A 12,406-nucleotide genomic window follows, 5' to 3' on the forward strand; every position below is an offset into this window, starting at 1 on the left:
CATTAACGAAAAACCCGCTCCCGGCAGTAAACATCGCATTCTGCGTTACGAAAACGGGAAAGCGAACTGGGAAGAAGTGGATATCAATGCCGATGATCCGATTCCGGAACTGTAACCCGCTTCCAGAACGTGATGATTTGCTCCAGACGAAAGCGATTCGTATCGAAGTTTGTTCAAACGTCAGCGGTTCGAATGAACCAATTTTAACATTCAGTAAAATCCTGACGGTTAATTTTTCGGCACGCTATTTCTGAAAAAGTTTTTATTTCGACCGTTCAAGTTCCTGCATCTTCGTTGCCGAAGTATCCGTGTATGACAATGAAACTGGAAGCATGCCGCGACTGATGAACCCAAGACAGGCGCTCGCGTCTGAGTAGTCGGCTGCGGATTTTGTGACCAGATTGTAAATGTTACATAAACAGGAGTACTACGTACTTATAAGGGCTGGAAGCTTGGGCTTCCAGCCCTTTTTTTATGGTGTATGTTCTAAACGCGACTGCGTTGCCCAGTAGAGTTGTTTGTGCCCATGCGATTCGAATTCCGCGACCTTCTGTTTCGCGACTGCTTCCGAGAGCCCCGCTTCGATCAGAAAGCGATTCCCATCATCCCCCTGCCGCCAGACCGACCATTTTTTTTGCTGATCAGGGTTGTTATCAGCGGTGGAAGTTTTGTCTGAAGTGCTGTGGTTCATTAAGGTACTCATGAGTGTTTGAATGAAAAAGGGGCAGTACCATTCAGGCCTTCCTTCTTTTAAAACTCACCACTTAAAAACAAGTCCGGTCTCCGGGATCTGAATTGATACCGCGGATCTACTCTTAATTCTCTCTGTAGAAGAGGGCAGTCCCGAACACAGTGAGCAGGAAACGGTCAGAGAAATTTCGCAAAAACCAGAAACGAGATTCGCTCAAATCCCACTGCAAAACAGCACTATGCAGATAGGCTATTATACACATCAGTACAAACTACATTAAATGGAATATCGATATTAATAAACAGTGTTTTACCCAGACGTACACATAAATCGGACCAAAGTGTCAGTTTACAGGATTTGCCAATACTATAAAATTAGTATTAAAGGTTAGAATGTCTCTAAAGTGAGAAATCTTTCTAATGAATCGACTGCAAAAACTACCAGAGTACTATAAGCCGAGCGTTTATATCGTTGAGGATAACGAATCTGTCAGGGATTCTTATGTCACACTGATTAAGAGCTGCGGACTGCATGTGGAAGCGTTTGCATCAGCTGAGGACTTCTTACGCAGCACCGGAATAAATTCCTGTGGCTGTGTTCTCACTGATTACCAGATGAACGGGTACAACGGTCTGGAATTACTGAAAAATATGAAGTCTGCCGGTTACAGACTGCCCGCCATTCTTGTTTCAGGATCTCTGGATTCAGAAACGACATGCTGTGCGCGCTCCGAAGGAGCATTCGCCATTCTGGAAAAACCATATTCGGTTCCCACTCTTTGGGAGACTGTGATCACGGCAATTCTGAATGATTCACAAAATCGTACCAGGACATAAGCGGTACGGCACCAGCCGTCGAATCAAACCACAGCGCAACGTTTCCTCTGCCCACCGTTGACTCCCCATCGGTTTTAGGAATCAGCAGGGAAAAGGAATTCGTCGCTATCAGGGGAACCACCTCGCCGGTCTACTGTAGGTTCAATACGCGCTCTGCACGTTCATTGTGTAATCATGCCGGCCACGGTGTGAACCCAGCTTGTACTCACATTCCAGTATGGAATTGTTTTCTGCCTGTGAGGATTTTTCGTTCATTAGACCCAACCTTCCTTTACCCATTGTTGACTGTCTTATTCCACGCGACTACTTTATTCTTACAAAACAATCCGCTGTCGAAGAAAATGAACCGGAGATAAACACAACATGTTTGAAAACGAAATCGCGATTAACCAGTTGCAGTTAAAACAGTTCGCAGCCGTCATGGCGGATCTGCCTGAGGATTCTCTGTTCACGCGGGGCAACGGGCACGGACATCCTCCCGTCTGGATTCTCGGTCACCTGGCGATCGTCGGTGAAATGGGGCAGACGTTTCTGGGGGGCAGTCTGACGCATCCCAGATGGGTGCCCCTGTTTGGTCCCGGTTCGAGTGACGAAGTGAAACCCCACGCCTCTTTAACACGAGATGCGTTGATTACGGACCTGAATCAGGCTTACGAAACCCTGCGGTCAATGGCGGCTGAGGCCAAACCGGAAGATGTGGCAGGGCCACACGGCATCGCGCTGTTTGATGGCTCCCCCATTCAGACCGTGGGCCATGCGGTTTCACTGCTGTTGACGAATCACTTCGCCTTTCACCTGTCTCAGCTCTCCGGCTGTCGGCGCGACCGCGGTCTGGGGCATATTTTCTAGGATGCCGGTTTGCTTTGATTCCGGTTCCCGGGGAAAACAATTGAAACCACAGTCCGCTTTGTTTATTCTGAATAGATCTACCGACTTTCCATCGCGCTTCTTTCGTTCTTCCTCACACACAGGCTGGTTTTATGATTCTTCGTGCTGCGTCTTACTTGCTCTGTTTTTCACTGATGGCGGGCTGTCTGCTCTGTCCTTCGTTTCTTTCGGCAGCGGAAAAGGAGCCGACGGAAAAAGATTCCGCGGAGCCATTTACAATTGTGACGTTCGGCGATTCCACGACGGCGACGCGCGGACCGCTGGTGGTGTATTCGATGATTCTGGAGAAAGAATTACCCGAGGCAGGGATTCCCGTCAAAGTGATCAACGCCGGTATTGGCGGTAACACGACCAAAAATGCGGTGGCCCGTTTTGAAAAAGATGTGTTAGAGCATCAGCCGCAGTTGGTCATCATTCAGTTTGGCATCAATGATTCCGCCGTCGATGTCTGGAGGAAACCGCCGGCGACGACATCGCGTGTCTCGCAGGAACAATATGCCGCCAATCTGCGTGCGCTCATCAAACAGCTTCAAGACAAGCAGATCGCGGTGATCCTGATGACGCCGAATTCCATGTGCTGGACCGCCAATCTCAAACAAACGTACGGCAAGCCCCCTTACGATCCGGAAGACCCTGACGGGTTCAATCTGTTTCTGAAGTCGTATGCCGAAACGGTGCGGAAGATCGCGAAAGAAGAAAAGCTGCCACTCGTCGATGTTTATACTGCCTTTGAAAACCACGCGAAAGGGAAAAAACAGTCGACCCGCGATCTCTTATTGGATGGGATGCATCCCAACACGGCCGGCCAGCGGATGGTCGCCGATCTGTTGATCCCGCAGATCAAACAGGTCCTGTCGAAGCAGGACAAATGAACGCCTGCAGTGCTGTCTCTGCTGATTTCCTGCGCTGATGGTCGATTTTTTCACGGGTTCGCTGTATCGTAGGAATCACATCCGCGGGTCGCTCACTCCATCTGATTTCGAATGTCATTCAGGGTTCATTCCTCATGCAGTCATTGTCGTTCCTCGATTTTGCCGTCATCGCCGCATATCTGATCGGAACACTGGGGCTGGGTCTCTACATCGGCTCCAAAATCAAAACGGGAGCCGATTACTTTCTGGCGGGACGCAAACTCCCCTGGTGGGCGATCGGCATGTCGCTGGTGGCAACCGACATCGGCGCTGTTGACATCGTGGGGACCGGCGGGGCCGCCCATCAGCATGGACTGGCAGTCGCGAATTTCGAATGGATCGGCTGCGTACCGGCGATGATTATTGCCGCGTTTGTCTTCATCCCCTTTTTCTGGCGAAGCGGGGTCACCACGATTCCCGAATACATGGAACGCCGTTTTAACGTCGCCGTCCGGTCGGCACTCGCGGTCTGCTGGATCGTGTTTATGGCGTGCAACCTGGGCATCATGCTGCTGGCGTCTGCGAAAATGATGCACGTGCATCTGGGGATGAGCGTTGATGCCTGTATTTATCTGACCGCGTTTCTGGTGGGCATCTACACGATTTCGGGAGGTCTCGCCGCCGTCGTTTATACCGACATGATTCAATGTGTGATCATGATTGGCGGCTGTCTGCTGGTACTCGTGCTGGGCATCATTGACCTGGGAGGCATTGAACAGTTTCACGCCGCCATCGAAAAACAGGAACAGGTGCAGAGAGAAAAAGAACTCGCTCAGAACCAGGAATCAGGGCAGGCAGACACGCAGGTATCGCATACCGCGCTCATTTTACCGGCCGACGCCGACACGCCGTTTCCCTGGACGGGCATCTTCTTCGGACTGGCTTTGATTCTGAGCCCTGCGTATTGGATTGGCAATCAGGCCATCGTGCAGCGCTCGCTGGGAGCAAGAAGTGAGTTCGACGCCAAAGCCGCCTATGTCTGGGGGGCGTTGCTCAAGAATCTGATTCCCGTCGTCGTCGCCGTGCCCGGCTTGATTGCGTTTGTGAAATTCCCGGAACTGACCGACGGAGATCAGGCGTTTCCCGAACTGATTTCGCATCTGCTGCCTGCGGGGCTGAAGGGACTCTTTTTAGCCGCGTTCCTGGCGGCGTTGATGTCCAGCATCGACTCTTATCTGAACTCGGCTTCGACCATTGTGACGCATGACTTTTACAAACGCTTTTATCGCAGAGACGCCAGTGATGAATCGCTGCTGAAGATTGGTCGCACGGTGACCTTTCTGCTCGTGCTCTGGGCCATTGGTTTCTCGTTTTTCCTGATGACGCGCAGCGAAGGCATTTATACGATCTTCCAGACCCTGATGGCGTTTTTCCAGGGGCCCGCGTTTGCGATTTTACTCACGGGGCTGCTCTGGAAACGGGCGACGGGTATCGCCGCCTTTATCGGATTCATCGTGGGCGTCTGTTTTTCGATCGCGTTGTTCACGCTGAATCAGGAGCCCGTTTATACCGTGTTGGGAATGGATCCTTTGTTCCAGATTTCCGAACCGTTTCTGTATTTTTCGATCTGGGCGTTTGTGGTTTCCTTCTCCTTGATTGTCATCATCAGTTTTCTCACCAAACCAGAACCCGCTGAGAAAACCGAGGGCCTGGTCTTCAGCCTTCAACCCAAAAGGACGCCCGCATGACGCCCCTGCATCACATCGGCAATTTCATTCGCGCGCTGGTGGTTCCGATTCCGCTGTGGTGTGTACGCGCCTTGTTTCTGGGAACGCTGATCGCCGTCTTCATCTGGGTGTTACGGCTGCCGCGAGAAAACACCACGCCGGAAAACGCGACCCACTGGTATCAGAATCTGAAAATCTGGGCCTGCCTCGCGCTGGCAATTCAGATTGTGATTTACAGCATTTTCTGACGATTCAGCACTGATGAGTAATCCAGAGCGGCGTAGGGGTCGATCCATGTGTCGACCCGCCTGGGGGTATTCGATTCTGTTTTGCATGACGGAGGGAACCATTTGAAACACCCGAATGTCTGCCCTGCAAACCACATCGATTCCGCGGGCGAACACATGGGTTCGCCCCTACATTAAACATTTAAGAACGTTGCCTTAGCTCTTCAAAATCTGCGCAATAGATTTCGCGCCGTGGTCGGCGAGGGGAATCGGTCGGCCGATGTTGGACATGTTCTGTTTCTCGGAATCAACGCCCAGCGCTTTGCAGATCGTCGCCATCAGATCGGGAACGGCGACCGGCTGATCGGTGACTTTCATGCCGTCGTCGCTGGTTTTGCCAATCACCTGTCCGCCGCGAATGCCGCCTCCGCCCAGCACTGTGGTCCAGGCGGCAGGGAAATGATCGCGGCCCGTATTCTGGTTGATTTTCGGCGTGCGGCCGAACTCTCCCATCCAGACAATCAGTGTAGAATCCAAAATACCACGCTGTTCGAGATCGGTCATCAACGTTCCCCAGGCAGGATCAAGGACTTCACTCAGACTTTTGACCGCTTCGAAATTCTGCTGATGCGTGTCCCAGCCAAACGCGTTCGAACCTTGAACGCCGTTCAAAGAGACTTCCACAAAAGGCACCCCCTGCTCGATCAGCCGCCGCGCGAGTAAGCAACCTTGTCCGAATCGATTGCGACCATACGCATCGCGCAGCGTGTCCGGCTCTTGATCAAGTTGAAAGGCTTCGATGGCTTTGGATCGCATCATCCGCACGGCGGCTTCATACGCAGTGCGGTGGCTGTTCGTGGGAATGCCGGGATGGGTGGCGTTAAAGTCGTGTTCCAGATCGTTGAGGATCGACAGCCGGCTGTCTGCCTGTTTGCGGGTGATGCCTTGAGGCAGCGTCAGGTTTTTGACTTTCAGCGCTGTGTCCAGATTTTGCTCGTTGTTTTGTACAAAGCCAGCTCCTTCGCCGACGACCAGCGGTGCATACTGCGGACCCAGAAATCCGGGACCATAGGCATTCGGGCTCAGTGTACTATTGGGGGCAATGCTGACAAAGTTGGGCAGCTCCGAATGCTCGGTTCCCAGTTCTTTACTGAGGAACGATCCCAGCGTCGGATAATTGAGCGGGCCGGAAGGCAGATAACCGGTGCGCAGTAAATACGTCGCGCGGGTGTGGTCTCCTTCTTTGGTACTCATCGAACGAATGGGAACCAGGTGTTTCATCACGGTCGCCAGTTTCGGCAGATGCTCCGAAATCTGAATGCCGGCGACATCGGTTTCGATCGGCTTGAACGGGCCGCCGTTTTCATGATCGGGCTTTAAGTCGAACGTATCGTTTTGACTGGGACCGCCCGACATCCACAGCAGAATACACGCACGCTTTCGCCGCGGATCGGCGGCGGTCTCTGCAGCCAGACGTCGCAACCAGCCGGACATCCCGGTTCCGAGGGCACCCCAGGCCGAGAGCTGCAGGAAATCACGGCGCGAAACTTCACGGCGCGAAATTTCCCGATTTTGATTCCTGCGTAAGCGACCCATGACTGACGTCCTCTGAAAAATGTGGCTTCGACTTCATTTTAGATGTTTTTTTGAAACGATTGCGAGTCTTTTCTGGTAAGAATCTTTGCTCAGATACGGTAATCGTCTGAACCTTATACCGAATTTGTTTCGGTTTCCGCCGTTCCTTCGTTAAGATACACGCAGGCTTCGCATTTTATTTAACGAATTCCGGTTCTCTTCCTTTTTCCATCAGTTAAGTCCTGAATCAGGTTAGCTTTCATGTTCCATTTCCCTGTTTCCCGCTGCAGCTTATTGGCTGTTTTGTTTTCATTAACTCTTACCTTGAAACCGGTTACAGCAGAAAAACCCACAGAACTTCCCTACCACCAGCAACAAAACGTGGTGCATGGCGTGGGGCTGCTGGTGGATATTTTTACGCCACGCGGGAAACCCAATGGCCTCGCCATCGTGGATGTGGCGTCGGGCGCGTATCACTCGGACCGGGGAAAAATCCGGGACCACAAAGAGGCCCGCATGTTCGATATTTTCTGCAGCCGCGGTTACACGGTGTTCGCCATCCGTCCCGGTTCGATTGCGAAATTCAGCGGCCTCGAGATGCTGGAAAATGTCAACCGGGGCATTCTCTGGGTGAAGGAACATGCCAAAGAATATCAGATCGACGGAGACCGGCTGGCGTTACTGGGTGCTTCGGCCGGCGGTCATCTGGCGTGCATGGCGGCGGTGACGGCCGATGATCCCCAGTCCAAAACCCGCGTGAAAGCGGTCGCCGTCTTTTTCCCGCCCACCGATCTGATGAACTACGGCGGATTCAAAATCGATATTCGCGGCGACGATCCTCTGGCCAGCTCCATTCGACAGCTGATCACCCCCAAAGGTGCTGAAACCACCGACGAGAAAAAACTGGATGAACTGCGGACCGCCTTTTCTCCCGCGCGACTTGTCAAACCCGGACTGCCCGCCTTCCTGTTCATTCATGGAACGGCGGATTTCATGGTTCCTCTGCAGCAGTCGCGCACGATGGTCGCAGCGCTGGAAAAAGCGAATGTCCCCGTCACATTAATCGTTAAAGAAGGGGGCGGTCACCCCTGGCCGACGATTCATGAAGAAGTCGGAAAAATGGCCGACTGGATCGACGGGCAGTTGAAGTAGGGAAGAGAGTAGCACCGGGAATGAACACTTGCGACTACAATCACTAAACATGGGAATGATTATCTTGCTGGTTGCCGTTACTACAATTACAGGCTGTGATCAACCGTATGAAATTCAACCCACACTTGCAACACGTGACTCGTACAAGGATCAGATCGACGTTGATGCCCTGCCTGCTAAAACGCGCCAATTATACGATCACCTTCTGGACGGCTCGCTGACGGGTGCCAAAGCCACTGACTATCAAGGGTTGCTCAACGCAGCACAGCAAATCATTGATCGTCCCAAATCCATTACCTACCTGTTCCAACTGTGTGGCTTTCCACGACCGTATAAGGAAGTGGAAGAAGAAGGTGTTCCATTTATGTTTGTGAAAGTTCAGAAGTCAGATAAGATCATTTTTCGGGCTGATATTTCCGTACCGGAATATTGAGCGGGTAGCCCCGAATGCAATTCGGTGTTGTTGACAACAACAGGAAACGGACAGTTCATTCGATTCAGATGACTTGGCAGATCGAAACGAGATGTGTTTCCACGGTTCTTCTTGTTCGATTGGTGACACCGTCAGTTTCCTGCTCGCTGCGCTCGGCCCGAATTACATTCGGGCTTACCCCTGCTTCGGAGAACAGAAAGTGTAACCTCTGTGTCCGAACGCTGGGTTCGAGTTGGTTCTGTGTTAATCCTTCGAATGATTTTATGTGTTCCATTTACACGGTACTATCATGTTGTATCTCTCCAGGCGGGTCGGCACATAGACCGACCCCTACGATTTGCTTTTCTGAGGTAGGATTGTCACTCACGCACTATCGGTCGAACCGACAGATGGCATCCGCCGCACAATGTGGCTGACTGGATCGACGGGCAGTTGAAGTAGTGAAGCTCTGCCCATAACAAAACAGGACGGTTATCAGGCAACCGTCCTGTGGAAAGTGAGACTTTCATCTCGTCGCATATTAGAATCGTAATGTCGTCTGCACGTAGAACTGAGTTGCCGTGTTGCGGGGCGGGATGTTTGTGCCGACAAAATCGCCGTACCAGAACCAGGAATAACCGGCCTGAATATTAAAGTTCGGATTGAAAGTGTAGATGCCGATCAGGTCGAGTTCCTGTCCGATGTCGCGGCTCCCCCCCAGCGTTCCCGTTTCGACGCCAGCCACGTTGTAGAGATAGTCGTTCGTGGTGGCTTTTTCAAACCAGTGGAACGCGCTGACCAGACTGACTTTTTTGGCCGGTTTCGCATTCAACTGCAGACTCCAGTCATACAGGTTCTGACCGGTCAGGTTGTCGATGATCCCCCAGTAGGCGTGACCCAGTGGATAAAGCGTGTTGAACGTATTGTTCGTACTGCCGGTCGGGTCCTGGTTACCGGAACCGTAATAGAACAGTCCGCTCAAGCGCGGTGACCAGGGCACATCGGTCCAAGTGTGCCCGAGGACCGAGGTAAAGAAACCGGCGGAGACCCGCTTGCCGTCGTCATTTCCGAACTGGTAGGCACCTTCTGTTTCGAAGTCCCAGATGCGCGTTACTTTGCAGCCATCGTCCTGAATTTCTTTTGTGGTTTTGTAGCGGCTGCCAATGGTATGACGCGAACCATCGGGGCGATTGGGTGTGTTGGTTTCATCGCGCAGCCAGAGATAATACAGGTCCAGCACTTCAGGCCCTTCCGACAGAAACGTCATGTAAAGGCCGCTGAAAGTGACTGAGGTGTCCGGTTTATCCCTTCCGTTATCGTATCGGCTCAAAGGAACGTTTCCTGCGGCTGCATTCACCGGGTTTGTCACAAAAGCATCGATGTGTACCGAGTCGGTATGGTGAAAATATTTGAAGCCTTCAAAGTTGCGGCGCGTGTTCGACCAGTCCAGAGGAGAAATCAGACGCTGTGCCCCGTAGAGCAGTTCCTGTCGACCATAACGGAACCAGCCGGGAGCGCCGTCCCACTCATGCAGCTTGACATCCACGAATGCATTTTGAACATTCCAGCGATTGATGTCGATCGGCGTGGGAGGCAGATCATTATCAAAAATCGACCCGTCCAGCATTTCGAAATAGACGCGTGCCACATCACTGATCTGCAAGTCAAAGTATTGACGCCAGCGCCAGAGATTATAGTCGGTATTGATCGGCCCGCCCGGTCGGAGCCGGTTTTGTTCGTGCATATAACGATGGCGTAATTCGCCGCCGACAGAAAGCGTATAAGGAGAGTCTTCCTCGCCCAGAGGCATCATCTTAAAGCGCTCGCCTAACAACCAGGGGCTGTTGGGATTACTCAGATACGCGCCAAACGTATTATCAAAAAAGAGTCCTTTGTAAGGATCGGGAGCCGGTTTTGCAGGTGTGGGATCATCAAAAATAATCGCGTCTTCGGATTCTTCTCCTACAATCCCCGGGACTTGGTCCACCATCGGCTGTTCGGTTGATTGTCCTGGAGCGGGCTGGAAGACTTCATTGACTGCTATGAGTTTCGAACCGGTCCGATCATCGTCAGCCTGAGCAGCTGGAGCAGGAGGGATGGTCGCCAGATCTGTTTCCGCACTCACATTCGCCGCTGTCATTGACGAAGTAAAAAGACCCAGAGATAAAATGACGCGAAGACGCATTTGGCATTCCTTGCTGATACGTGTCTGGATGAGGAACCGCTGATTCCCTCAATCGTGCAAATGACTATCCGAGAATTTCAGACTGGCGCTCGTCCTGATTCTCCCGCAAAAGATCCTCCTGGATAGACTGATCTCCTTTGCACTGAATCGGATCGTAACACTCAAGCCGATCATATCGTTCGATTGGATTTGCAGTAATAAATAGAACTTAGAAATGATACAGGGCTAATTCGCACAAAATCCGAACCAACTACCCACGCAGCAAACTCCACCTAAACCACCAATTCGCAAAAGTCCGCCAAGTGAGAATAGAGAAAATATGCGTGAGGAATTTGCAAACCGCAAAAAATATGCTGCGGGAGCGGGCTGCTTACCACTGGACACCCAGCATGAGAGAATTGAGCCCGCTGCCGATGCCCAATAAGGCGACGCGATCATGTTCCTTCAGGATCTGATTTTCGATTCCCAGAGCCCAGGCCATCGGTAACGCGGCGGCGCCGGTATTACCGAGCGTTTCAACGGTCGGGTAATCTAACTCGGGATTAAGGCCCAGTTGATCGAGCAGAAGTTTCCGGTGCGCTTTGCCGACCTGATGCGTGAAAACGCGATCGACGTCTGCATTGTTCCAGCCCAGCGTTTTTTTTGTCGCCTCCCAGGTCGGAATCGCCAGATTGACTCCTGCCACCAGTAACGATTCGGAGTCGGTCTGCATTCGCGGGCGATGATCGCCGTGTTTTTGCGCTTCCACGCCGCCGGCGCAAAGTTCGTGATGGGAGGTGTCGGTCTGAAAATTTCCCCCCAGTAAACGGTGACCGGTGCGGCTCAGACTGCGATCGCAGAGCAGAATCGCGGCAGAACCACTGCCAATCGTGAGTGAGGCGAAATCGTTTTTGATGGATTTGCGGGTTAAGGTGGGATCATTGAGCAGATCCTCGATTGTGCCTTCGACCAGATCGCGGCCGACTTCCGTGCCCACCACCACACCGGCGCGAATCTGACCCATCTCGATCATATTCGCCAGAAAGACCATCCCGTTCAGTAAACCCAGGCAGGCATTACTGATATCGAGCACCAGAGCCTGATGCGGCAGGCCTGCTGCATGGTGCACTCCGCTGGCGGTCGCCGGCTCCAACTGATCACGACAGACCGATCCGTGAAATAAAGCACCGATGTATTTTCGGTCGAATTGAGCCTGATCGAGCAGGCGATTCACCGTTAATGCACTGATGGTCCCTGGCAGAGTGCCCGGATCGAAGAAACGCCGTTCGCGGATGCCCGTCATCAATTCGAGTCGGCCTGCAGGCAGGCCTAACCGTTCATAAACGGGCGCGAGCCGGGCTTCCATCTCATCGGAAGTGACGACATGGGGGGGCAGAATACAACTAACGGCTTCGATGCAGACATGCTCATAACGCATAAGCGGTTCAGAATTCCCATTCCAGCAGACAAATCGAACGAAACAGACACGGCGCACAAACAACAGATTGCCTGCGCGCAGATAGATCGCTCTATTGAATTGAATCTGGGAAGTAAACTCAACCTAAGCGCTGAAAAATATCAGACCTGAGCAGCACTTTGTTTGCGGGGAGAAGAATTCAGAGCGTCAACCAGAGTTGAAATCTCATCCAGCTTCTCAGTGCGAGTCCGAACATACTCGGGAGTCGGTTCTTCGACTCGCAATTTTTCCGCACTGCGTACATAACGCAAGCCTGACAACAGGAGGTCCAGTTGTTTTTCCGTAATATTTATTGTTGCTATATCACTCATAGGTAAACAAAAACTCTCTCGAGGTGATCCGGAGAATTCAGTCCACAACAACCTCCTGCTGCTGTTACTGACATAATATTAGTCAATCACCAACC

The 12,406-nt window shown here is 52.1% G+C and carries 12 protein-coding genes; 7 read left to right on the forward strand and 5 right to left on the reverse strand.

Going from position 1 to position 12,406, the window contains the following annotated elements:
* Positions 1-472 precede the first annotated feature (472 nt).
* Positions 473-691 (reverse strand): hypothetical protein, encoded by a 219-nt coding sequence (locus Q0294_RS17305; RefSeq protein WP_299467962.1) that lies wholly within the window; start codon positions 689-691, stop codon positions 473-475.
* A gap of 419 nt (positions 692-1,110) precedes the next feature.
* Here Q0294_RS17305 and Q0294_RS17310 point away from each other — a divergent pair, with 419 nt between their 5' ends.
* From Q0294_RS17310 to Q0294_RS17330, 5 genes are all read left to right on the forward strand, one after another.
* Positions 1,111-1,527 (forward strand): response regulator, encoded by a 417-nt coding sequence (locus Q0294_RS17310; protein ID WP_299467963.1) that lies wholly within the window; start codon positions 1,111-1,113, stop codon positions 1,525-1,527.
* Between the two features lie 363 nt (positions 1,528-1,890).
* Positions 1,891-2,376 (forward strand): DinB family protein, encoded by a 486-nt coding sequence (locus Q0294_RS17315; RefSeq protein ID WP_299467964.1) that lies wholly within the window; start codon positions 1,891-1,893, stop codon positions 2,374-2,376.
* Between the two features lie 131 nt (positions 2,377-2,507).
* Positions 2,508-3,287: an SGNH/GDSL hydrolase family protein gene (locus Q0294_RS17320; RefSeq protein ID WP_299467965.1), complete on the forward strand. Its 780-nt coding sequence runs from the start codon at positions 2,508-2,510 to the stop codon at positions 3,285-3,287.
* Between the two features lie 134 nt (positions 3,288-3,421).
* On the forward strand, positions 3,422-5,014 hold the full coding sequence (locus tag Q0294_RS17325) for a sodium/solute symporter (protein ID WP_299467967.1): 1,593 nt from the start codon (positions 3,422-3,424) through the stop codon (positions 5,012-5,014).
* Complete coding sequence (locus tag Q0294_RS17330; protein ID WP_299467969.1) at positions 5,011-5,241, forward strand: hypothetical protein; 231 nt, start codon at positions 5,011-5,013, stop codon at positions 5,239-5,241. The genes Q0294_RS17325 and Q0294_RS17330 overlap by 4 nt, the downstream gene beginning before the upstream one ends.
* A 195-nt stretch (positions 5,242-5,436) precedes the next feature.
* Here the strand turns inward: Q0294_RS17330 and Q0294_RS17335 are convergent, their stop codons facing one another.
* Positions 5,437-6,816, reverse strand: coding sequence for a DUF1501 domain-containing protein (locus tag Q0294_RS17335; protein WP_299467971.1), 1,380 nt, complete (start codon positions 6,814-6,816; stop codon positions 5,437-5,439).
* A gap of 240 nt (positions 6,817-7,056) precedes the next feature.
* Here Q0294_RS17335 and Q0294_RS17340 point away from each other — a divergent pair, with 240 nt between their 5' ends.
* A complete protein-coding gene (locus tag Q0294_RS17340; protein ID WP_299467973.1) occupies positions 7,057-7,947 on the forward strand; it encodes a prolyl oligopeptidase family serine peptidase in 891 nt (296 codons plus the stop codon).
* 28 nt (positions 7,948-7,975) lie between these two features.
* Complete coding sequence (locus tag Q0294_RS17345; RefSeq protein ID WP_299467975.1) at positions 7,976-8,380, forward strand: hypothetical protein; 405 nt, start codon at positions 7,976-7,978, stop codon at positions 8,378-8,380.
* A gap of 520 nt (positions 8,381-8,900) precedes the next feature.
* On the opposite strand, the gene Q0294_RS17350 is transcribed toward Q0294_RS17345, so the two are convergent.
* The 3 genes from Q0294_RS17350 to Q0294_RS17360 all read right to left on the reverse strand — a co-directional run bounded on the left by Q0294_RS17350 (position 8,901) and on the right by Q0294_RS17360 (position 12,311).
* Positions 8,901-10,544, reverse strand: coding sequence for an alginate export family protein (locus tag Q0294_RS17350; protein WP_299467977.1), 1,644 nt, complete (start codon positions 10,542-10,544; stop codon positions 8,901-8,903).
* Positions 10,545-10,914: 370 nt separating this feature from the next.
* Positions 10,915-11,961 (reverse strand): 3-oxoacyl-ACP synthase III, encoded by a 1,047-nt coding sequence (locus tag Q0294_RS17355; RefSeq protein ID WP_299467979.1) that lies wholly within the window; start codon positions 11,959-11,961, stop codon positions 10,915-10,917.
* A gap of 140 nt (positions 11,962-12,101) precedes the next feature.
* On the reverse strand, positions 12,102-12,311 hold the full coding sequence (locus Q0294_RS17360; protein WP_299467982.1) for a hypothetical protein: 210 nt from the start codon (positions 12,309-12,311) through the stop codon (positions 12,102-12,104).
* Positions 12,312-12,406 lie beyond the last annotated feature (95 nt).

The organism is uncultured Gimesia sp., from assembly GCF_937919775.1.
Lineage (GTDB): Bacteria > Planctomycetota > Planctomycetia > Planctomycetales > Planctomycetaceae > Gimesia.

Excerpts from the sequence above, each read along its gene's own strand:
- Q0294_RS17305 (WP_299467962.1), bottom strand. The coding sequence starts at position 691 with ATGAACCACAGCACTTCAGACAAAACTTCCACCGCTGATAACAACCCT.
- Q0294_RS17310 (WP_299467963.1), top strand. The coding sequence starts at position 1,111 with ATGAATCGACTGCAAAAACTACCAGAGTACTATAAGCCGAGCGTTTAT.
- Q0294_RS17315 (WP_299467964.1), top strand. The coding sequence starts at position 1,891 with ATGTTTGAAAACGAAATCGCGATTAACCAGTTGCAGTTAAAACAGTTC.
- Q0294_RS17320 (WP_299467965.1), top strand. The coding sequence starts at position 2,508 with ATGATTCTTCGTGCTGCGTCTTACTTGCTCTGTTTTTCACTGATGGCG.
- Q0294_RS17325 (WP_299467967.1), top strand. The coding sequence starts at position 3,422 with ATGCAGTCATTGTCGTTCCTCGATTTTGCCGTCATCGCCGCATATCTG.
- Q0294_RS17330 (WP_299467969.1), top strand. The coding sequence starts at position 5,011 with ATGACGCCCCTGCATCACATCGGCAATTTCATTCGCGCGCTGGTGGTT.
- Q0294_RS17335 (WP_299467971.1), bottom strand. The coding sequence starts at position 6,816 with ATGGGTCGCTTACGCAGGAATCAAAATCGGGAAATTTCGCGCCGTGAA.
- Q0294_RS17340 (WP_299467973.1), top strand. The coding sequence starts at position 7,057 with ATGTTCCATTTCCCTGTTTCCCGCTGCAGCTTATTGGCTGTTTTGTTT.
- Q0294_RS17350 (WP_299467977.1), bottom strand. The coding sequence starts at position 10,544 with ATGCGTCTTCGCGTCATTTTATCTCTGGGTCTTTTTACTTCGTCAATG.
- Q0294_RS17355 (WP_299467979.1), bottom strand. The coding sequence starts at position 11,961 with ATGCGTTATGAGCATGTCTGCATCGAAGCCGTTAGTTGTATTCTGCCC.
- Q0294_RS17360 (WP_299467982.1), bottom strand. The coding sequence starts at position 12,311 with ATGAGTGATATAGCAACAATAAATATTACGGAAAAACAACTGGACCTC.